Consider the following 20,015-nt stretch of genomic DNA (forward strand, 5'->3'; position numbering starts at 1 on the left):
GCTTACTCAAAATACATGAGTTCAAATGGAATTTCATATTGCGATACGTTAAACGTCACACCTTGAAGTGCCTCGGAATGAATAGCCTTCACCACGGAATACGTCAATGGCAGATATACCGCTTCCTCATGCACGTAACTGAAGATTTGCTCATATTTATCGGCCCGTGCTGCTTCATCTTGCTCTACCAATACCTCACCAATCGTCTGATCTAGCCATTCCTTCTTCTCCAGGCCAGCCTGCGCCTGATAATCGCCATGAGATGGTACACGCCAAGTAGATACATAGGTCTGCGGGTCGTAAGGCAGCCCCCAGGACAAGGAATATTGCAGATCGAACTCCCCTGACTTCTGCCGGTCAAAATAAGCCTGCTTTTCCTCGCCCAGCAATTCCAGCTCTATGCCGATGGCTTTGAGATCATTTTGCATGGACTCGCCAATCGTCTTCTCTTGCGCATTGTCCGAGTTATAGGAGAGCATCAGGCTCAGCTTCTTGCCCTCCTGATAACGGTAACCATCCTCGGATTGAGTCCACCCGGCTTGATCCAGCAAAGCTTCAGCCTTGGCCACATCGTAGGGACGAGGCGTAAGCTCGATGTCCGCATATGGAGTGGACTTGGACATCAGCACGTCAGCAATTTGTTCTGTATCGTTCAGAATACCCGTCGCAATCGTCTGCTTGTTAATCGCATATTGCAGTGCTTCGCGAACCAGCTTGTCTTGCGTAAATTCCCGCTTGCTATTCAGCAGAATGGAACGTGAGCCTGACGGCGGGCTGATCTTCGTGATATATTTGCCTTGCTCCTGTAAGGAGGTGAAGGCATTGGCATCCAGCATATCTCCATCTGCACCAAAGATCAGGTCAATCTCCCCGTTTTGCAGGGCTAGCAGGATCGTTTGATGATCCGGCATCACCTTCCAGCGAACGTGCTCGATTTTCGGCTTATCTCCCCAGTACTGCTCATTGACAGTAAACAAGGCATACTGATTATCTTTATGCTCTGCCAACTGATAAGGTCCGGTTCCGGCATAGCCGTTCACCCCATTGGCGGTAGTCCCCTCAATAAAGCTGTTCGGCGAGATCATTCTAAACGGCCGGGTAAGGCCTAGCTCCTCCAGCGTCGGATAATACGGGTTCTTTAAGGTCAAGACAAAGGTGTGCTCGTCTACGACGGCGGTGCTGTCAATGACTTGAACCAGATTCAGCCAGGCATTCTTCTCATAGTTGGCGACGACGGCATCGATATTTTGCTTGACCGCCTCAGCATTAAATGGTTCCCCATCATTAAATACAACTTGTTCTCGCAACTTGAAGGTATAAGTCAATCCATCCTCCGATATGTCCCAACTCTCAGCCAGCTTGGGCTGAACGCCTTCTGGCGTGTTCACCACCAGCGATTCAAACACCATATTCTGCGCGGCCAACTCCCCGCCCGTCAGGTGAGGGTTGATATCTCGGATATCCTTGGTGCTGGCAAATACCAACTCGTTCTTCTTCTCCCCTGAAGCCTGTGTCGTCTGCTTGGCCTGCTGCCCGCAGCCTGCCACCAGAATCAGTAATGCTATAAGTCCTGCTAACCATTTCGTCTTCATCATATCCTCCTGAATAATCGTTATTTAATTTGACCTGTGATGAACAATAGAAGCCTGCGGCCGATATGGGCTTACACTCGCTGTTAAACTCCGATTTTTTGAATAAATTGAACCTGAAAAGGTGAAAATCTGAGTTTAAAGGCGACCGCTTCCGCTGTTTCAGCTCCATACCGGCTCTCCGGCTACTTGTTCACATCGCTGTTAAAAACTGATTAATTACGTCTGGCAAACCAGCCGTTCTATCTTCCTTGTATATACCGAAGTACATAGGGTACGCATGAGATGGAAGGTGACAAAAGCAAGCCAGAGCCCATGGTTGCCCAAGTAGATCACTGCGAGCCACTGCACGGGAATGTAGATTAGTAGTGAAATAAATATGCCATTGCGGATCGCCCATACTTGGGTCACTCCCGAGAAGATGCCTTCAAGCTGCAAGCCCCATACACCGGCTATACTGTATAAGGCAATCCAGACCAGATGCTCCCTCACCACTAGCTGTACCTCGGAATTTGCTGTGAACAACGAAATAATTCCAGACGGAAAGCTCAGCAGGATTAAGGCTAGCAATACGGCAAATATCGCGCCCCACACTGCCGACAAAGAGTAAGCGCGGCGGTAGCCCTGGTGACTTCCTTCACCTACCGCTCGTCCGGCAATGATGCTGGAGGCATTCGCCAGTCCGCTGAACACATACGCCAGCAAGTAGTGAAGCTGTAGCAGGATCGCATTACCCGCCAGTGTCATCTCATCCATGCGTGCTCCCTGGGCCATGAACAAGCTGGTCATAATGAGCAAGCAGACCGTTCGCAAGAAGAGATCACGGTTGACCACCAACATCCTCTTCGCCTGTCCCGGCTGGAACAGCTTCCCAATCCGTAGATGCTCCACAGACAGTCTGCCACTATATCGCATGATGACTAACCCGATGACTACACCGAAGATTTCCGACACCAACGTGGCGGTCGCAATCCCGGCCACTCCAAAGTCCAAAGCCAAGGCAAGCCAGATACTAAGCAGCATATTTAGCACATTCACCAGCAGTTGAGAGACCAGGGTCCACTTGACCTTGGACATCCCCAGCAGCCATCCGGTGATGACATAATTGATCAGAGCGAATGGCGCGCCCCAGATCCGGATATTGAAATAAATGCTCGCTTGTTGAAGCACCGCCTCGCTCCCCCCGATGAGCTGCATGGAGGCCAGAAGGATGGGCTTCTGGGCGATGATGAAGACTACGCCCATGACCAGGGCAATCAGCATCGGCCTGAAGCAGGCGTAAGCAAGCTGATCGTCTTGCTTCGCTCCTAAAGCTTGAGCCGTAAATCCTGTTGTACTTACTCTAAGAAAACCAAACAACCAGTACATATTGTTGAAAATGAGACTTCCTACCGCTACGCCACCAATATAAGCCGCTTGGTCCAGTCGACCAGCAACGGCCGTATCCACCGCGCCCAGCAGCGGGACCGATAGACCGGATAAAATGAGCGGTATGGCAAGTTTGAAATACTGTTGATGCGTCATGTCTCTCCCTTTTATATGTAATTATTACGATTTTAGCGCAATAAAAAAGGCGCTCGCTGAATGTTTGCGCCGGTATGCACGAAACTGAACTCATTCATTTAATCGTAATCGGTACGAATAACATTATATTGAATGAATTCAGGTCTTGTCAATCTTATTTATTTATTTGGCTCTAGCAACTGCTGCAACTTCGCTTCCGTAGCTGTTCCCGCCGTCGGAGTGTAAATGCTGCATCGCAGATCATCCGGGCCGTATACTTTGAGGGAGGTTAGCTCGTATATCATTTTGCCCGCCTTCGCATGTCTGAATTCCAAATGAACATCCGGCGCATAGCTGACCTCGCTTTGCTCCCACATTTCTCGGAATTCCGGATAGGCTTCCTTCATCTCCGTAATGAACTGCTCATACCATTGATCCTCAACGTACTGGCCGTAATAGCTACGGAACATCGACAGGAATCCACCGGAGAACTGTTCCCAGTTGACCGCTAATCGGCGAAACTCCTGACGGGTAAATAGCAGTCGAATCACATTCCTCTCTTCTGGCGGAATCCGCTCGAAATCCACAAACACATAAGCCGCCGCCTTGTTCCAGCCCACAATATTGCATTTGCGGTCGGTGATCAGGACAGGGCAATATTTCAATTCGCTCATCATCTTCTGCAAAGAAGGACTTAGTTGCACACCCTCGGGTTCCATCGCATATTTGTCTTTGTCCGAAGTATTCTCAAAGGCTAACGAATAGAGGTAACGCTTCTCATCTGCATTTAATTGAAGTGCTGCCGAAATACCATCCAACACAGATGCAGATACCTGGATATCTCTCCCCTGCTCTAGCCAGGTATACCAAGTGGTACTCACGTCAGCCAATTGAGCCACCTCTTCCCGGCGAAGGCCTGGCGTTCTTCGGCGAGAACCCGCTGGAAGCCCTACGGATTCGGGAGTCATTCTTGCCCTTTTACTCTTGAGAAAGTCGGATAGAACCTGTCTTCTGGCATCTGTCTGCATCGTAAATAGCTCCTTCCATCAGAATTTATACCAGTATAAAGCACAACTTGTAATAGGATAACTCATGTGCCATTATAACATTCAACTAGAGGAAAAGAACTACCGAGGGAGGTTATCATTCATATGGAAAGAGTTGTTATTACAGGGGCTGGGGTCATTTCCCCGTTAGGCAATCAGGTGGACACGCTTTGGTCCAACCTCCTGCAAGGGGTACCCGGGATCAAGAGCATTGAATCACTGGATACAGCAAGACATAAGGTGAAGATTGCCGGGGCTGTAGCCGACTTTAATCCCCTCGACTACCTGGATGCCAAAGAAGCGCGACGAATGGACCGCTTCTGCCAGTTTGCACTGGCGGCGGCAGAGGAAGCCGTCAACCATTCCGGGCTGGATTTAGCCAACCTTAATCACGAACGGCTAGGCGTCTATGTAGGCTCAGGGGTGGGCGGCATACAGACATTGATGAAGCAGGCGGAGACGTTGGCTGCGCGGGGACCAGAGCGGGTAAGCCCAACGTTGGTTCCGATGTTGATTTCCAACATGGCTGCCGCGCTGATCAGTATCAAATATCAGGCACTTGGCGCAACGCTCTCCCCGGTTACTGCCTGTTCCATCGGGAATACCGCTATCGGCGAAGCCTTCTTCTCCATTCAGGCAGGCCGGGCGGATGTAATTATTGCCGGGGGAGCCGAGGCATCGCTTACCGATATCTCGCTTGCCAGCTTCTCCAATGCCACTGCTCTCTCCACAAGAAATGAAGAGCCGACTCGGGCCAGTCGGCCCTTTGATGCGGATCGTGACGGGTTTGTCATCTCAGAGGGAGCCGGTATGGTGATTCTGGAGTCGCTCTCCCACGCGCTGCAACGCGGCGCCACTATTCTTGGCGAGGTCATCGGATATGGAGCCAGTTCGGATGCCTATCATATGGTAGCCACCCCTGAGGATGGTAACGGTGCTGCGCGGGCCATGCGGTTAGCCTTGGCGGAAGCCAAGATCCAGCCTACGGATGTGGATGTAATCAGCGCCCATGCTACCAGTACCTGGATCGGGGACCGCTCCGAGACGGCCGCTATCAAGTCGGTGTTTGGGGCAGCGGCTTACGAGATTCCGGTGACGGCGAACAAATCGATGACAGGGCATATGCTGGGCGCATCCGGCGCCGTTCAAGCCATCGCCCTGATTAAATCCTTGCAAGAAGGGGTTATTCCGCCAACCATCAACCTGGAAGAGCCTGACCCGGCTTGCGATTTGGACTATGTCCCCCTGCAGGCCAGAGAAGCCAAGCTTAGAATCGGCATATCCAATTCCTTTGGCTTTGGCGGCCATAATGCCGTGATAGTATTGCAGGCCTATCCCGCCGGTTCCTAGCGTGTAGGCGAAGCACGCTACTAGCTACTCAAGCCTTGATGACGCTCTTGCATCGCCTGAAGCAGCTCAATCAGAAGCGCATTAGACTGCGCCAGAAGAGAGGGCTGTTTCATCATCTCGCCGGGGGATTGAACATAGGGACCACCCGGCTCCAGTTCATCTCCACAATGCTCCAGCAGCTTATCTATACTGTCATCGCCGCATTCCAAGTGGAATTGCAGCCCAACCACATGCCCTTGGTATTCAAAGGCCTGATTGGCACAGCCGATACTAGAGGCCACAGTCGCTGCGGTTGGCGGAAGCTCGAACGTATCTCCATGCCAGTGGAAAGGTAGCAGCTTGCGCGGGAATTTTTTGAAAAACACCGAATCCTTGGACTCTTCCTTCATGCTCACCGGATACCAGCCAATCTCCTTATATGGATTCTGATAGACTCTTCCTCCAAGAGCTTCCGCTAACAGTTGGGCGCCCAGACAAATGCCGAGGATCAGCTTCCGTTCTGCGATGGCTTTCCGGATTAACGCTTTCTCCCGTGCCAGCCAAGGATATTGCTCTTCATCGTAGACTCCCATGGGGCCGCCTAAAATGACGAGCATATCAAACTCAGAAGTAAGAGGAACATCTGCTCCTTCATATAATAGAGTGCCCGTTAGCTGAAAGCCCCGCTCCGTTGCCCAATCAGCGATGCGGGCCGGAGACTCGAATGGAACATGCTGCAAGTAGTGAATTCTCATCATAACTCTTCATCCTCCCGGCGATTGGTATATAATTATGGTGTTATAATAGCATGTTCCTTCCAGCAGGAAAATAAAAAAGCGAACCACATGCGGTCCGCTCATCCTCGATGTAACTATGCTCTTGATCCATACCTTAAACCTACAAAACGTTTGTTATCCTCATCCCACAATCGATAACGAAGGGATTGCAAGCTCAAACGAAATCCAATAGCCGGGACATTCTTCAGTAGATCGTTACTTTCGTGTATGCGCTCCAAATAATAATTGGGTGCTTGAGGAACCAAATGATGAATATGGTGGTAACCGATATTCCCCGTTAACCACTGCAACCATTTAGGCAACTTGTAAAAAGAGCTCCCCTGTATAGCTGCATAAATATAATCCCATTCATTCTCATACTCGAAATACGTATCCTCAAACTGATGTTGCACGTAAAACAACCAGATGCCCGCAGCTCCTGCCAAGTATAGGATAGCCCCTTGTATCAAGAGAACTTCTTTCCAACCTAATAACCAGCCAAGTAAAGCCACCAATCCAACGATCATTATATTCGTGAAGTAAGTGCTCAGCCGCTCTTTACGCTTGGCACCCTTCCGATTCCACCGATATTCAAATACAAATAGAAATATAGGCCCAAGTCCGAATAAAACTAGTGGATTTCGATAGAGTCGGTAACCAAGACGCTTCCATGCCGATAGATCAGCATATTCCTTCACGGTTAAGGTCCAGATATCGCCTGTACCTCTCCGAGATAAATTACCGCTGGTTGCATGATGGACGGAATGCTCATTTTTCCATTGACCAAAGGGGAAAAAGGTAAGGATTCCTGTTATCGTACCCACAATTTCATTCGCTTTCTTCCCCTTGAAAAAGGATTGATGACAGCAATCATGAAAGATAATGAAGATACGAACCAGAAAGCCTGAGGCGGGAATAATTAACGCCAACGTGAGCCAGACAGAAACGGAAAGACTCATATAAGCCAGACTCCATAACAGGATAAAAGGAACAATGCTATTGATTAACTGCCAGACACTTTTCTTTAAGACCGGCTTGCTGTACGAAATCACCTGTTTTTTCCACTGATTAAATTGCTGTAGTGACTTCATTACAAGCCCCGTTTCCTAATGTAGTTCCTATTCGTACAAGCATTATATAGTAGACAGCCTAACACAAGGCAACTGCCCCATATCGTGAGAGTCATTGAGGTGAAAATCCCAGTAATCATACTTATCCATGGACTGTTCTTCACAAACCGTACAGTTTGATGATATACCATCAAATTCTCACTTCCTTATCCATGCAATCCTCTATGCAATGAATATCTTTAATTTTTTCTTTTAAATTTTGCTGCTTAGAATAGTAACGAATAATGTCATCCACCGTAGAAAACACAACATTATCGTTCAAATTACTTGTTTGGGTTTTTATAAATAACCACTTTTCTGATGGTTTCCCATCTTTATTTTACCCTGAATCGTATTTATTACTTATTTAAAGCTCTTTTCAAATCAAGTCCTGCCGTAAAAATAGGGACGTTTCCTGCCGGGATTTCAATCTTCTCTCCCGTTTTTTTGCTGGTTCCAACACGTGCCTCGCGACTGCGGACATCAAATTTCCCAAAGCCAGCTAACCGGACCTCTTTCCCTTCCGCTAAAGCTTCAAAAATAGAATACAGGACATGAGTAACTGCCTTCTCGGCATTCTTTTTTGAGAATCCACTGGATTTTGCAACTTCTGCCACTAACTCATCCTTGTTCATTATACGATACCTCGCTTCTATAGGTTGTTAAAAAAGTCGGCTTCCCAAGACGGAGTTGTTCAAGGAGTACATTCGGGCGTCGAATCTTGAATTCAGCCGGGCCTTCCGTTGCTCACGTAGATCTGTCTACGCTCCGCTACTCAGTCCCTGGCTTCATCCAACCTTCTTGGTCCTGTAAACCCTACTTTTTAAACACGCACTTATATGAATTAAATTACAAAAAGACGGCGATCATGTCATGGTTGCAAACATAAACTTAGATAAACAAAAAGCTGCCCATTTAGAGCAGCTTTAAGCTAATTAATAAACTTTAGATACGTTCTCAGCTTGCGGTCCGCGATTTCCTTGAACCACATTGAACTGAACACGTTGGCCTTCGTCTAACGACTTGTATCCTTCACCTTCAATAGCGCTGAAGTGAACGAATACATCGTTACCTTCTTCGATTTCGATAAAACCAAAGCCTTTTTCTGCGTTAAACCATTTAACTGTACCTGTTTGCATGTAAATCCTCCAAAAATGTATTAACTCGAGCATTAGATCTTTTCAAAAATGCATCATTGATGTCCGCTAATGTTTCGGTTAAACTAAGGATATCATGTCCGCTAATGTAAGTCAAGAAGACTTCGGAGGTATGGCAAATGAAAGAACCGCACGAGATTTCCAAGCAAAGTGGACAGTTGATTCAGCATTTCATCCATGTTCTCACTACACAAAAGGAACTGAGTGCCAAGACGCTAAGAGAATATGCAAGTGATTTAAAACATTTCACTGGCTGGTTCACAGCTAACGAGAACGAGAAGAACGCTGATTTTTCCATTGAACATATGGGAACATCAACAATAGTCCGTTATCGGGAAGCGATGCAAGATAGCATGGGATTAAAGCCTGCAACGATCAACCGACGCCTTGTTACTCTAAAACGTTTCTTTGAGTGGGCTGCTTCAGAAAGCTTCATTGCACTTGACCCTTCCAAGCCAGTCAAGCTATTGCCCGAAGATAAAGAAAAACCTAGAAAGATGACAAATCAGGAAGAAGAAGCGCTCGTTGATGCCACCAGGCAATATGGTTCCCTCCGGGATCAGACCATTGTATTTCTAATGCTTCACACGGGGTTATGGCCGATGGAAGTATGTGACCTTAAGCCTGAGGACATCCGATTGGATACGCCTTCTCGTTATGTTATCGTTCAATCCGGAGTAAGAAAAAATTATCGTGAGGTCCCTCTAGATGCTGCATGCAGTGCTGTATTAGATAACTACCTGGCCAAGCGTTCACCGAACTCAACCTATTTATTCTCATCCGAAAAAACAGGAGATCGTTTAACCGAACGGGCACTTCGTCACTTGATCCAGAAGTATATGAAGGCAGCCCATCTTGAAGGACTGCAAGCTCATCATTTGCGTCACCGATTTGGCTATGTTATGGCAGCAACAACGCCCGTGCATCTCTTGGCCCAAATCATGGGACACGACAGACAGTCAACAACCATGATTTATATAAATGCCATTGGTACAGAGGTGCCTTAACCTATAACCACTTCCTCCACAAGACGGTTTTTACGAGCCACACCACTATGGATAGCGGCCTTCACCACCGCTGTCCGAATTCTCTCCACAACACGGCTATCAAATACGTCCGGAATAATGTAGTTCTCATTTAGTTCTCCAACCTCGATTACGGAAGAAATGGCTTCCGCCGCAGCCAACTTCATCTCATCATTAATATCCGTTGCCTGACAATCAAGCGCTCCACGGAAAATACCGGGGAAGCAAAGCACGTTATTAATCTGATTCGGATAGTCGGAACGCCCCGTAGCCATCACCTTGACATAAGGAGCAGCAAGCACTGGATCAATCTCCGGCATCGGGTTGGCCATGGCAAACACAATCGGGTCCTTGGCCATATTTTGCAAGTCCTCCACCTTCAATGCCCCCTGTGTGGATACGCCAATAAATACATCGGCCCCCTTAATTACCTCGGACAGAGGTCCCTGCTCATTATCCGGATTTGAGATGTTAGCAAATTCAGCCCAATGTTCCTTCTCATAGGTGACACTTCGATGGATAGCACCTTCCCGATCAACGCCGATCAGACGCACTGCCCCTGCCTGAAGCAACATTTTAGAAATCGAGATACCGGCTGCTCCAACCCCATTAACTACAATTTTGGCCTGACGAATGTCCTTGCGGCATACCTTTAGTGCATTCAGTAAGCCAGCCAGTACCACGATAGCCGTTCCGTGCTGATCATCATGAAATACTGGGATATCCAATTCTTGTCTAAGCCGCTCCTCAATCGCAAAGCAGCGAGGTGAGCCGATGTCCTCCAAGTTGATGCCACCAAAGGTCGGCGCCAGTGCCTTAACGATAAGAATAATCTCTTCCGTATTCGTAGTATCCAGGCAAAGTGGAACCGCATCTATACCTGCAAACTGCTTAAATAGCGCTGCCTTCCCCTCCATCACCGGCATAGCCGCTTTCGGTCCAATATCTCCCAAGCCAAGCACGGCCGTTCCGTCCGTTATTACGGCTACTGTATTTCTTTTTGTAGTCCACTGGTACGCCTTCTCCTGATCTCCGTGAATCGCCTGGCAGACCTCAGCCACGCCCGGAGTATATACTTTAGAGAGGTCCTCCTTGCTCAGAATCGGATGCTTGAGCATCACTTCCAATTTCCCGCCTTCGTGCAAATGCATGATTTCATTTAACCTCTCCACGGTGGTCGCCTCCCAATTTGATCCTAAATTCAACAATTAACCCTATCCAGATGGCAGGTGCAAAACCCACATGCAAATCATAAACTAGTCCACCGCAACAGAAAGTCAAATTTATCACAATTTTAATTAAAACTGCATCTTTCTCAATTCAATGAAAAAAGAGAAGACACTCTGTATGAGTGCCTTCCCTATAATGCTTCGGTCTGTCTCTTGTAAATTTCGTAATTCTCTTCGTCAAAACAAACAAATTGTAGGTTCTCGATGCCACCATGCACATCTATCCATTCCTGAACTGTACGAATAGCAAGTTGCGCGGCTTCCACTTTGGGGAATTTGTAAATTCCAGTGCTTATGTTGGGGAATGCGATGCTTTTAACCTGATGACTGCGTGCCAGCTCCAGCGTGTTCCGATAGCAGCTTTGCAGCTTTTCTCGTTCATGCTTGGCACCCCCATTCCACACGGGTCCAACCGTATGTATGACATATTTGGCTTGCAGCCTTCCCGCTGTTGTTATTACCGCTTCCCCTACCGCGCAGCCACCTTGCTTCGCTTTGACTTGCTTACACGCCTCCAATACTTCCGGGCCGCCAGCACGATGAATGGCCCCATCTACGCCACCGCCGCCCAGCAAACTCGTATTGGCTGCTTTGACGATACAATCTACTTTGGATTTCGTAATATCTCCGTATATGACCTCTATCATAGCTTTGTTCATTGAGGCTTCACCATCGTTGCACCTTTCTTAGTCAGGTTCCTAATTATGTCTAGAAACGATCTCCATTCTTTATACGACCCAACTTGTCATTTAATTCATTGAGGGATCTCTGCAATTGTTCCATCTTCCTTAAACCTACCGTCTGATTACCGATAATTCCAGCAAAACCGATAATCAAAAATAATCCTAAAATAATTTCCATGTTGATTCTCGTATCCTTTCTATTCCTCTGGGGCCCTATTGTCTTTCTTTGTAGCAATCTCGTGTTGCTTCCATTTCTCTGCAACTTCCGCTTCGTTCAGATGGTAATCCACCCGGTCTTCCGTTTGATAAATCTCCTGATAAGGCAAAATATTAATCTTTCCGGAATCGGGATACTCACACACGTCAATCCCTACGGAAGTCCGCATATCGAGAAATTTGCACGGTTCATCAGTGTGGTTATACAATTGGTGAGCACCTGACGGACCCATCTCAAAAAAAATAACGTCTCCGGTATTGACTTCCTGTACTCCCTCCGGTGTTCTTAACATCGCCTTACCGGCCAGTAATACGAAGATTTCTTCTGCATTTCTATGAAAATGATAGGGATAGGAATATTTCCCGGGATCGAGCGATCTGACGTCAAATACCAAATGCTTGGACTGGACAATCTCAGCTAATCGTTCGCTGGTATGCCATGCAAACTCCGGAACGGGGGATTGTTTCAACTTGTACTGCAAATTGTTATCGTTGAAAATGTGGGCCAATGCAATCACCTCTTAAGTTTGATTTGCCTATCCTAGCTTTAAAACAGAAGTACCCCAGCCCTTAGATAGCTCTATCTGAAGGTTGGGGCATTTGTTGTCAGAGCGTATATTAATTATACACTATTCCTTGCACACAGACTGATCGTGATTACAGCGCTGTGCCACTTTATCCAAGGCCGATTGAAGAGTATGTTCCCGCAGATATTGATACAAATGTTGCTCTGCTCCGATCATGACCTCCTCAATGACACACCCATCGCGCTTTGCAGGCTGCTCTGTGTCCATTTCCGATATAGAACGGTGCTGCTGAGAGCTTGAATTGGAGCATTCAAATAAATGCTGTCGCCCCTCTATAACCTGAATCACTTCCAGAAAGGATATTTCTTCTGGAGCTTTGGACAATTCATAACCCCCATTCACTCCCGGTGCTGCCCGTACGACCCCATCTTGTCGCAGCTTGGACATAATCTTGGACAAATAACTCTCCGAAACACCAAGAACTGTGGACAATTCCTTAATGCCTACATTCTGCCTACGCTCTGTACGAGCCAAATAAAGCAACGCATGTAGTGCATAATCTGTACTCTTGGAGAATTGCATGATTGTCTCCTTCCTCTGAAGATTGTGCCTATTAACGATGTTTATTGTCCATAATATAGGTTTAGGAGTTTTTTTTCAACTGCTGATATCACAATGCACATCTATCGCTTTCTTCTAACAAAAAAGGCTGCTCAGCATAATGCCACAGCAGCCTCCTTGGACAAAGAACACGACTATATGTAGATATCTATGCCCCCATCAGTTTGCGCTTGGTTTATTCCAAGCTGGCTGGACGGTTGAGTCTGATTGGTGGAACTACCTGAGCTTTCATTCTTGGCCTGGGCAATCTCCGCCTGCAATTGCTGAATTTGCACCTGCAATTGCTGTGTCTTAGTGTTCTTAGTCTTCTCATCCTCATCGCTGCTCGCCAGACTACGCAGCTCCTGCTGATACTTAGCAAGCTGCTTCTCAAGATTAGAGGTTTCGGCGGAAGAGGTTGAGCTAGTTGTGAACCCATAATTGTTACTACTGCCTGATACAGAAGATATACTCAAATGGAGCCCATCCTTTCATTTGGGATTAATTTCACTATACTCCCTGTTTTTCGCCTTCACCTGAATATAAACTGAAAGTATACTTACAATTTTATCCTTTTCCATATATCAGGGCATGAAAGAGCCGTATCAATTAATCCCAAGCTTCGACCACCTCTTCATCGCATCCGCCACTAATAAAACCCTTATAAAGTTATAGGCAACACCATCAAATCTTCATCAAAATATTTTCCGCTATATTTAAGGGCATTCCGTTCAGTCCCATATACTTGAAAACCTAGAGCACTATATAACCCTTTGGCCGGTTCATTGTGACTCACTACCGTGAGGTTAATTTGCTCCAGCCCTTCTAATTGTTTGGCCTTCTCAATTAACGCTAGCAGCAGGTTTCTTCCAATGTTCATGCCGCGTGCTTCTGGGCTAACATACATTCCATAGACATTTCCTTTATGCTTCGTTTTGACTCCGTCTTCTCTGACGAAAGTAAGAACCCCCACTAAACGTTCTTCGTCATTAAACGCCCCTAGCACAAACTTACTCGGACCAGGCTTTAATCGTTCAATAACTAATTCAAGTGGAAATTCCACCTCCCGCTCATACGTAGATCCAAATGCCTCAGGACTTTCCCTCAAGCCTTCTAGTCTTATGTCCTGATAAGATTGAGCATCTGTAGCTTGAAGAGTTCGTATTTTCATTGATAACCAGCTTCTTCTCTAAGAATAGAGTACATCTTTACATCCTGATGATGCCCTTTGCAAAATAAATGCTTCCTTAAAATACCCTCAAAGGTCATGCCTGACTTCTCCATAACTCGCGCGGACCCGATGTTATCCGGATGACATCTGGCCTCGATCCGAATCAGCTCCATGACTTCAAATCCGAATTGAATAATCCGGGTAGCCACTTCAGACATGACGCCCTTATTCCAATATTCTCTCGCCAAAGCATACCCCAACTCCGCCCGTGCATGATCTATACTCCAATACATAAACCCGCAAGTTCCAATCAGTTTGCCGGTGCTCTTGTCTTCTATGCCCCAAGGAGCTACTTCCTGGTTATCATATGTGCTTAGAATAAAGTCAATATACCCCCTGGTATCCTCCAAGGACTGATGTCTGTACCATGTTGTGTATTTCGTTATCGCCTCATCCGAACAATAGTTGAACATATCGTTCAAATCATCCCGACGTACTTTTCTCAGAATGGTTCTTTCTGTCTCCAGCACCGGGAGATTTCCATATACATCTTTGACCTCCATGCCTATCACCCTCGTCATTCCCAATGAATTTTTATACTTTAGTCTGGGTTACCTGCTGTCATCATCAAAGGCTGTTCTAAATATATTATCCTTGGGGTTGGCTATTTTCAATCCATTTTATCATGCTGTTTACCACAAACAGGTAATTATAACAGCCCTTCTTTATCCATGTATCCGACTAAAGCACTAAAACGCCAAATTTGTTGCTTTGGCCCCTATGCTTAGGTAGGAGTTTACTCTATACTTCAAAAAAACGATGCTCCGGCATCCATCTTAAGGAGGTATGTGTAACTTATGATTACAAGGACAACAGCCCTTGTCACTCAGAAGCTGATTATTTGGGTTGGATTTCTTTTACTTATTAGTTTTGCGTTACAGGCGAGCACGGCTTTGGCCGATGACAAGCCAATCAAGGTTCTTTTCAATGAGAATAAGCTGGAACTCGCCAAGGACCCCATCGTAACCAATGGAACGACCCTAGTCCCGTTTCGCCCTTTATTTGAAGCCATGGGAATCAAGGTGGAATGGAACCAAGCCGAACAGACTGTTCGTGCAACGGGAGATAACTACTCGCTTCAAATGAAGGTGGGCAGCAAGCAAGCTGTTGTAAACGGCAAAAATTTAACTTTGACAGTAGCACCGCAAACCGTTGATGGACACACCCTGGTACCTATTCGTTTCATTAGTGAATCGACGGGTTCTCTGGTTGCCTGGAATCCTTACGGCTTGGAAGTGATTGTATATACAGAGGATTATATAACAGCAAGTGGATCGACAAAGGAACAGGTTCAGGACCTGATTGACAAAGAGCTTGCCCGTATCAAGAGTGAGGCCGAAGGCCAGGATCAGACAAATACCAATACACCGATTACTTCTGTTAAAGTCCCTGCACCCCCACAAGGAAGCGGGGTTTATAAGCCAGCTACTTCTGACTCCGTGGACTTAAATAAGCTGCAAGGTATGTATTATGGACTACGACTGGACAACGGAGGTTATGAATGTGGAGGGCTGTGCACGGATTTATTTACCTTCCTCCCTGGGGGCAAGGTGGTTGTGGGAACGCCTGTAAATGGCGGCCCGGAGACGATTGATTGCACCAAGGATGACTGCCAGACTTATACGATCAAGAATGGAACATTGACGCTGGCGAACAAAGATACGTATAGCATTAAAGTGGAAAATGGCGAGCTTCATATTGATGACACTGCCATGACCCGGGTGAAAACAGCAGCCAATGATTTGAAGCTCGATGGTTTTTATGAATATATAGGCTATCAAGGGCTAATTGGTATTTCTGCTGGTTCCACCTCATGGACGCATACGATTGAACTCAATAAAGATGGGACATTTGAAAGCAGTGAACTCATGCTCGGACATGTAGAGGGAGGACTTCCAACATCGGGTGCCGCTGGTGGAGATAGCTCAGGCTCATATCGCATCACTGGCAATACTTTGGTACTGGCTTACAAGGATGGGACTGTCAGCAATTTGCTGTTCTTCCTTCATGACGACGGCAGCCTGCAAATCGGAGAGGATAATTATAATCCGGAAGATTAAATCTAAGTTCACATCAACTTATACTCCAAGCAGCCACGGTTCATCATTGAACCGTGGCTGCTTTTTTCACTGATCTTGGTTACGATTATCCATCTTAAGCAAGCCATATACCCAGATGTCATAATAAACTCCTTGGAAGCTTTCGGCTTGCCGTAAAGTTCCCTCATGCTTGAATTGAAGCTGCTCGGGTATTCGCTGGCTTCGGGAATTCCCACTCTTCACTCTAATTTCAATACGGTTCAGGCCCAATTCAGCAAAAATGTGCCCGATCATTAACTTACACGCAGCCAGCATGTATCCATTACCCTCATGTTGGCTCCCCAGCCAATAACCTATTTCGGTTTTCTTATTCCTAGCATCTATAGAAAGCAGCCCGATGGAGCCTACGAGCGTGTCATCTATCCATATTCCTGCCCAGAAACCTTCATCCTTCTGATATTTGGCTTGGATCCTGTGAATGAATTCCTGGCAATCCTCCAGCGCTTGAATTCGCTGAGGAAATTCTAACCACCTGTTCAACGTAGCTCTTGAGGAATCAACCAGATCATACAATTCAGCCGAATCGCTCTCTCGGAATAAACGTATTGTTAAGTTTTTGTGGTTCAGATACATGGGCTACTCCGCTCCCTACTTCTCTGTCCATGTTGTGCGAATATAACCTAGCTTCATTCCAACCCGTTCCATGTTCCGGTGGCTTTGAGATAAGAAGTTGCATTGCCCTACCACCAGCCTGCAAGCGTTCCGCTGTGCTTCAGCTATTCTCCGTTCTAATAGCAGTTGATGTAGTCCCCGCCCTCTGAAGTCCGGCAATGTAGCTGCGAAGGTCAAAGAAGCTATGCCATCCTTTAAATACATGACCGCAGTTGCTGCAGGTTGATCGTTCACATAGGCTATAAAAAATCTCCAACCCGGTCGTTGATACAGCACTTGGTTATTCGCTGCAACAGGCTTCATACCATGATCCGGCAGTCCCGTGCCTCGACAATGGATCATGGCATAGATTTCAAATTGGTCTTCATTAACCTCTTGAATGCAGATTTCTTCAGAAGGAGATTCATCAAATTTGCAGGGCTCCATATAGGTTGAAGCATGAAACCCTGATTGAAAGAAACCTTGTTCCGACAAGCACCGCAGAAACTCTGTATCCACTAACGAAGGCACAATTTCGAATTGAGCTTTTCTTTCCCGTTCACGATAAAAATCCAGAATAGCATCCAGGTACTTCAAATCAGCATGTGTCATGCCCTTCACCGTATTGAAGGTCGCCCAAGGCATAGTCTTACTATACAAACAAAGCACCTTACCAAATCGCTTGAGTTCTATGCCTTCCGGGTTACCTTCCCTGTTCTGAATCGCCAGCATGCGATCCATCATATAATCAACCTCGGAATATACCATATCCTTGATTAATGATTCAGAAGGAAGCTGAGTTCTCATCTCATAACACGTCCTTATTCTATTTCTTTTGCTTCCACTTTTATTTTGAGTAGCAACACAGTATGACCATCATCAATCACACTTTGAATGGAATCCGCTTGTTTATAGTCATAATTCTTAACAGCGTTTCCCCCTCGAACATAAATAGCCAGCACCTTGGTTTCACCAGCCTCCAAACCCGTTGATTTCTGATCAATCGTGTAAGCCCATGATTTGATAATCGCTGGCTCGGAGAAGATGCGGTCATCTTCTATATCATGAGGAGGGGATTTGACCGATGGAGCATACATATACAGCAACGGTTGCTCGCTATCCGGATTAACAATACCAAACCCTGTATGCCCTTCCTCCACTTTATTCGGGCTTAACCCATAAGATATTTCCGTCAGGTGGTCAGGTTGCTTAACCCCATCCTTATACGCCTCAACCCACATCGTCACCCAGCTTTGATCCGCAGAAGGAAGCTTCAATTGAAAATCAAATAATATCCCAAGCCCTGTCTGATCAATAGCCTTTTGGTATTCTTGCTGTTCATTAGCCGCTATATGAGCAATTTTCTCATTGCTATTAGATGAGGTACTGCATCCGGCAATCATCAGGAATAAAGTTAACCCCATAATCCAAAAAATAATAAACTGTTTCTTCGCCAAAACAATCCGCTCCTAACCGTCTCTTGTCTTATGATCGACTGCTTTAGTCGCCATAAGAAGTGCTTGTTGCGGGGCTATGTAGCTTAGAGGATGTAATGAAATTATCGATTCAAAAAATCTTTGATGGGTTGGATATGATGCTGATCATGCCATATAAAATCATGCAGATATTCAGTCAAGTTAAACTTGTTACTGGAATCGTTTAAGTTCTGTTCGATGACATGCGCAGGCGTTGTTCTGATATCAGAGATGATTGCCTCCCGGTAGAATACGACTTTGTTGACTAACTCTGGAGTGGAGATCGTCTGGGCGTAGACCATAGCCTGTTTATTGAACTCATCAAAATCTCCAAGTTCCAGTGCAACTGGCTGCCCTGTAGCCATCTTATGTACCGCTTCCTCGTAGAAATATTTATCCCAGAGCATCATATGGCAAACGATGTCTTTGATCGTCCACTTGCCTTCTTCCAAGCTAGAATTCCAAATGTCTTCGGATTGTTCCTGAAGAGAACGAGCAAATCCAATCCACTCTTCGAATACTACGAGTAATGGTTCTAATTCAGCAGACATAGAAATCAAACTCCTTTATATTGGGCTTGTTCTTCCTAGCAGCTTCCGCTTGGCTTTACTAGATCTCTAGCAGTTCTTTAACATGATCTAATTTGTCCTCCATACTTAAGTCCCCTTCCAGCCTGACAACAGGGCACCGCAAGGTGGCCAGCCATTCTTCGTGCAAGGCTCTACTCCGTACTTCCAAGCCTGCGTGATCATACATCGATGCCCACTGCATGAATGTTAGATAAGACTCATGCCGCTTTCCACCTACCGCAATATCTTCCCCATATCTTTGCCATTCCCGCTGTTCCAATCTCTTGATTCGGAGTTCTTCAGGAATCCACATAAATAGGACCATGTCAAAATACGGAATGAAGACATCTCCCCAACCACATAAAGAGCCGGATAAAACCCATCTATCATGCTTTTGAAGATCAGGTCCCAGCAAATGAATTCTTTCCTCAACAGAACGGGTTTGGGTAAAAGGTTCTTCCGTGGGGTGCCAGAAATAATTGTCCGTATCCAGATGCCGATATCCGAACTTCTCGGAAATAGCTTTAGCTAATGTAGTTGTCCCCGAGCCGGAGGCACCCAGGATATGAATTCGGTTTATCATTTTTCTTTGCTCACCTGCCTGCTCTAGACTTCTACAACTCCCTGCATCTCATACGGATAGTCAATTTGTTGTTTAACTATGGCAACAGCATCCTTACTTACCAGCAACTCAATCATATATAACGCAAGATCAATGGAAGTAGATACTCCCCCTCCGGTGATCACATTGCCATCCTTCACGATCCTTGTGGCAATGACCTCACTGCAATAAGGTGCGAGTAAATCATATACACCTGGATGAGTGGTAGCTTTTTTGTTTTTCAAAAACCCCGCGGCACCCAGCAGCAAGGAACCCGTGCAAACCGATACATGATATTTTACCCTTTCGGCTTGTTTAATCCACGTAATAAATTCATCATCATACCTTAAGTTCCGGGTTCCCATACCCCCGGGAATGAAAATCATATCGTAGCGCGATAAATCAGGTTTCACCATATCCACCTTAATCGTTAAGCCTAAATCATCAGACACCTCATCTGATACTCCGCATATATCCCAACTGACATCCTTGGTTTCTTCAAAGAGCTGCAGTCTGTGTATCACATCATAAAATCCGATAAAGTCCAGAAACGTGACTCCGTTAAAAAGAATAAAGGCAATTTTCACCGAACTCTCGCCTCCTTATGGATTAGTTGCTTTCTTATATTCTCGATTACAAGCCCAGAACCCTTTCGCATTG

The 20,015-nt window shown here is 46.2% G+C and carries 24 protein-coding genes; 3 read left to right on the top strand and 21 right to left on the bottom strand.

The features are described 5' to 3' along the window. Window positions 1-2: 2 nt before the first annotated feature. The 3 genes from nikA to AC1VOR_RS03025 all read right to left on the bottom strand — a co-directional run bounded on the left by nikA (window position 3) and on the right by AC1VOR_RS03025 (window position 4,120). Window positions 3-1,595 (bottom strand): nickel ABC transporter substrate-binding protein, encoded by a 1,593-nt coding sequence (nikA, locus tag AC1VOR_RS03015; RefSeq protein WP_482615791.1) that lies wholly within the window; start codon window positions 1,593-1,595, stop codon window positions 3-5. 213 nt (window positions 1,596-1,808) lie between these two features. Then, on the bottom strand, window positions 1,809-3,113 hold the full coding sequence (locus AC1VOR_RS03020; RefSeq protein ID WP_482615792.1) for an MATE family efflux transporter: 1,305 nt from the start codon (window positions 3,111-3,113) through the stop codon (window positions 1,809-1,811). Between the two features lie 158 nt (window positions 3,114-3,271). Then, the gene (locus AC1VOR_RS03025) at window positions 3,272-4,120 is read right to left on the bottom strand and encodes a helix-turn-helix transcriptional regulator (protein WP_482615793.1); all 849 of its coding nucleotides are present in this window, start codon (window positions 4,118-4,120) and stop codon (window positions 3,272-3,274) included. Window positions 4,121-4,243: 123 nt separating this feature from the next. On the opposite strand from AC1VOR_RS03025, the gene fabF reads away from it, so the two are divergent. After that, on the top strand, window positions 4,244-5,488 hold the full coding sequence (fabF, locus tag AC1VOR_RS03030; RefSeq protein WP_482615794.1) for a beta-ketoacyl-ACP synthase II: 1,245 nt from the start codon (window positions 4,244-4,246) through the stop codon (window positions 5,486-5,488). Window positions 5,489-5,508: 20 nt separating this feature from the next. Here the strand turns inward: fabF and AC1VOR_RS03035 are convergent, their stop codons facing one another. From AC1VOR_RS03035 to AC1VOR_RS03050, 4 genes are all read right to left on the bottom strand, one after another. Beyond that, window positions 5,509-6,225, bottom strand: a complete 717-nt coding sequence (locus AC1VOR_RS03035) for a type 1 glutamine amidotransferase (protein WP_482615795.1) — start codon at window positions 6,223-6,225, stop codon at window positions 5,509-5,511. A gap of 113 nt (window positions 6,226-6,338) precedes the next feature. Continuing rightward, window positions 6,339-7,334 carry a Delta(5) desaturase DesA gene (desA, locus tag AC1VOR_RS03040; RefSeq protein ID WP_482615796.1) on the bottom strand — a complete coding sequence of 332 codons (996 nt, stop codon included), beginning with the start codon at window positions 7,332-7,334 and terminating at the stop codon, window positions 6,339-6,341. A 377-nt stretch (window positions 7,335-7,711) separates the two neighbouring features. Next, on the bottom strand, window positions 7,712-7,987 hold the full coding sequence (locus AC1VOR_RS03045) for an HU family DNA-binding protein (protein WP_482615797.1): 276 nt from the start codon (window positions 7,985-7,987) through the stop codon (window positions 7,712-7,714). A 300-nt stretch (window positions 7,988-8,287) separates the two neighbouring features. Beyond that, a complete protein-coding gene (locus tag AC1VOR_RS03050; protein WP_018750746.1) occupies window positions 8,288-8,491 on the bottom strand; it encodes a cold-shock protein in 204 nt (67 codons plus the stop codon). Window positions 8,492-8,628: 137 nt separating this feature from the next. Here AC1VOR_RS03050 and AC1VOR_RS03055 point away from each other — a divergent pair, with 137 nt between their 5' ends. Further along, window positions 8,629-9,516, top strand: a complete 888-nt coding sequence (locus AC1VOR_RS03055; protein WP_482615798.1) for a tyrosine-type recombinase/integrase — start codon at window positions 8,629-8,631, stop codon at window positions 9,514-9,516. Here the strand turns inward: AC1VOR_RS03055 and AC1VOR_RS03060 are convergent. From AC1VOR_RS03060 to AC1VOR_RS03095, 8 genes are all read right to left on the bottom strand, one after another. Beyond that, complete coding sequence (locus AC1VOR_RS03060) at window positions 9,513-10,685, bottom strand: NAD(P)-dependent malic enzyme (protein WP_482616385.1); 1,173 nt, start codon at window positions 10,683-10,685, stop codon at window positions 9,513-9,515. The two genes, AC1VOR_RS03055 and AC1VOR_RS03060, sit on opposite strands and share 4 nt — an antisense overlap. 209 nt (window positions 10,686-10,894) lie before the next feature. Next, entirely contained in the window at window positions 10,895-11,422 is a 528-nt protein-coding gene (locus AC1VOR_RS03065; RefSeq protein WP_482615799.1) for an O-acetyl-ADP-ribose deacetylase, read from the bottom strand. Between the two features lie 49 nt (window positions 11,423-11,471). Continuing rightward, window positions 11,472-11,624, bottom strand: a complete 153-nt coding sequence (locus AC1VOR_RS03070) for a hypothetical protein (protein WP_482615800.1) — start codon at window positions 11,622-11,624, stop codon at window positions 11,472-11,474. Between the two features lie 19 nt (window positions 11,625-11,643). After that, the gene (locus AC1VOR_RS03075) at window positions 11,644-12,171 is read right to left on the bottom strand and encodes a cupin domain-containing protein (RefSeq protein ID WP_482615801.1); all 528 of its coding nucleotides are present in this window, start codon (window positions 12,169-12,171) and stop codon (window positions 11,644-11,646) included. 120 nt (window positions 12,172-12,291) lie between these two features. Continuing rightward, on the bottom strand, window positions 12,292-12,771 hold the full coding sequence (locus tag AC1VOR_RS03080) for an RrF2 family transcriptional regulator (protein ID WP_482615802.1): 480 nt from the start codon (window positions 12,769-12,771) through the stop codon (window positions 12,292-12,294). A gap of 173 nt (window positions 12,772-12,944) precedes the next feature. Beyond that, entirely contained in the window at window positions 12,945-13,265 is a 321-nt protein-coding gene (locus AC1VOR_RS03085) for a FlxA-like family protein (RefSeq protein ID WP_482615803.1), read from the bottom strand. Window positions 13,266-13,450: 185 nt separating this feature from the next. Next, entirely contained in the window at window positions 13,451-13,960 is a 510-nt protein-coding gene (locus AC1VOR_RS03090) for a GNAT family N-acetyltransferase (RefSeq protein WP_482615804.1), read from the bottom strand. After that, complete coding sequence (locus AC1VOR_RS03095; RefSeq protein ID WP_482615805.1) at window positions 13,957-14,523, bottom strand: GNAT family N-acetyltransferase; 567 nt, start codon at window positions 14,521-14,523, stop codon at window positions 13,957-13,959. Before AC1VOR_RS03095 ends, AC1VOR_RS03090 begins: the two co-directional genes overlap by 4 nt. Before the next feature lie 294 nt (window positions 14,524-14,817). Here AC1VOR_RS03095 and AC1VOR_RS03100 point away from each other — a divergent pair, with 294 nt between their 5' ends. Then, window positions 14,818-16,080, top strand: coding sequence for a copper amine oxidase N-terminal domain-containing protein (locus AC1VOR_RS03100; protein ID WP_482615806.1), 1,263 nt, complete (start codon window positions 14,818-14,820; stop codon window positions 16,078-16,080). A gap of 66 nt (window positions 16,081-16,146) precedes the next feature. Here AC1VOR_RS03100 and AC1VOR_RS03105 read toward each other — a convergent pair whose 3' ends face one another. The 6 genes from AC1VOR_RS03105 to AC1VOR_RS03130 form a co-directional block, all read right to left on the bottom strand. After that, the gene (locus AC1VOR_RS03105) at window positions 16,147-16,692 is read right to left on the bottom strand and encodes a GNAT family N-acetyltransferase (protein ID WP_482615807.1); all 546 of its coding nucleotides are present in this window, start codon (window positions 16,690-16,692) and stop codon (window positions 16,147-16,149) included. A gap of 15 nt (window positions 16,693-16,707) precedes the next feature. Then, entirely contained in the window at window positions 16,708-17,517 is an 810-nt protein-coding gene (locus tag AC1VOR_RS03110) for a GNAT family N-acetyltransferase (RefSeq protein WP_482615808.1), read from the bottom strand. A 14-nt stretch (window positions 17,518-17,531) separates the two neighbouring features. Beyond that, window positions 17,532-18,167: a hypothetical protein gene (locus tag AC1VOR_RS03115; RefSeq protein ID WP_482615809.1), complete on the bottom strand. Its 636-nt coding sequence runs from the start codon at window positions 18,165-18,167 to the stop codon at window positions 17,532-17,534. A gap of 101 nt (window positions 18,168-18,268) precedes the next feature. Then, window positions 18,269-18,736, bottom strand: coding sequence for a DinB family protein (locus AC1VOR_RS03120; protein ID WP_482615810.1), 468 nt, complete (start codon window positions 18,734-18,736; stop codon window positions 18,269-18,271). 58 nt (window positions 18,737-18,794) lie between these two features. Further along, entirely contained in the window at window positions 18,795-19,337 is a 543-nt protein-coding gene (locus AC1VOR_RS03125) for an AAA family ATPase (RefSeq protein WP_482615811.1), read from the bottom strand. A gap of 23 nt (window positions 19,338-19,360) precedes the next feature. Beyond that, entirely contained in the window at window positions 19,361-19,942 is a 582-nt protein-coding gene (locus AC1VOR_RS03130; RefSeq protein ID WP_482615812.1) for a DJ-1/PfpI family protein, read from the bottom strand. Window positions 19,943-20,015: the final 73 nt, after the last annotated feature.

Source organism: Paenibacillus sp. 1SOY10, from assembly GCF_056836745.1.

Coding starts and splice junctions, on each gene's coding strand:
- nikA (WP_482615791.1), bottom strand. CDS start 1,595: ATGATGAAGACGAAATGGTTAGCAGGACTTATAGCATTACTGATTCTG.
- AC1VOR_RS03020 (WP_482615792.1), bottom strand. CDS start 3,113: ATGACGCATCAACAGTATTTCAAACTTGCCATACCGCTCATTTTATCC.
- AC1VOR_RS03025 (WP_482615793.1), bottom strand. CDS start 4,120: ATGCAGACAGATGCCAGAAGACAGGTTCTATCCGACTTTCTCAAGAGT.
- fabF (WP_482615794.1), top strand. CDS start 4,244: ATGGAAAGAGTTGTTATTACAGGGGCTGGGGTCATTTCCCCGTTAGGC.
- AC1VOR_RS03035 (WP_482615795.1), bottom strand. CDS start 6,225: ATGATGAGAATTCACTACTTGCAGCATGTTCCATTCGAGTCTCCGGCC.
- desA (WP_482615796.1), bottom strand. CDS start 7,334: ATGAAGTCACTACAGCAATTTAATCAGTGGAAAAAACAGGTGATTTCG.
- AC1VOR_RS03045 (WP_482615797.1), bottom strand. CDS start 7,987: ATGAACAAGGATGAGTTAGTGGCAGAAGTTGCAAAATCCAGTGGATTC.
- AC1VOR_RS03050 (WP_018750746.1), bottom strand. CDS start 8,491: ATGCAAACAGGTACAGTTAAATGGTTTAACGCAGAAAAAGGCTTTGGT.
- AC1VOR_RS03055 (WP_482615798.1), top strand. CDS start 8,629: ATGAAAGAACCGCACGAGATTTCCAAGCAAAGTGGACAGTTGATTCAG.
- AC1VOR_RS03060 (WP_482616385.1), bottom strand. CDS start 10,685: ATGCATTTGCACGAAGGCGGGAAATTGGAAGTGATGCTCAAGCATCCG.
- AC1VOR_RS03065 (WP_482615799.1), bottom strand. CDS start 11,422: ATGAACAAAGCTATGATAGAGGTCATATACGGAGATATTACGAAATCC.
- AC1VOR_RS03070 (WP_482615800.1), bottom strand. CDS start 11,624: ATGGAAATTATTTTAGGATTATTTTTGATTATCGGTTTTGCTGGAATT.
- AC1VOR_RS03080 (WP_482615802.1), bottom strand. CDS start 12,771: ATGCAATTCTCCAAGAGTACAGATTATGCACTACATGCGTTGCTTTAT.
- AC1VOR_RS03090 (WP_482615804.1), bottom strand. CDS start 13,960: ATGAAAATACGAACTCTTCAAGCTACAGATGCTCAATCTTATCAGGAC.
- AC1VOR_RS03095 (WP_482615805.1), bottom strand. CDS start 14,523: ATGGAGGTCAAAGATGTATATGGAAATCTCCCGGTGCTGGAGACAGAA.
- AC1VOR_RS03100 (WP_482615806.1), top strand. CDS start 14,818: ATGATTACAAGGACAACAGCCCTTGTCACTCAGAAGCTGATTATTTGG.
- AC1VOR_RS03105 (WP_482615807.1), bottom strand. CDS start 16,692: ATGTATCTGAACCACAAAAACTTAACAATACGTTTATTCCGAGAGAGC.
- AC1VOR_RS03110 (WP_482615808.1), bottom strand. CDS start 17,517: ATGAGAACTCAGCTTCCTTCTGAATCATTAATCAAGGATATGGTATAT.
- AC1VOR_RS03120 (WP_482615810.1), bottom strand. CDS start 18,736: ATGTCTGCTGAATTAGAACCATTACTCGTAGTATTCGAAGAGTGGATT.
- AC1VOR_RS03125 (WP_482615811.1), bottom strand. CDS start 19,337: ATGATAAACCGAATTCATATCCTGGGTGCCTCCGGCTCGGGGACAACT.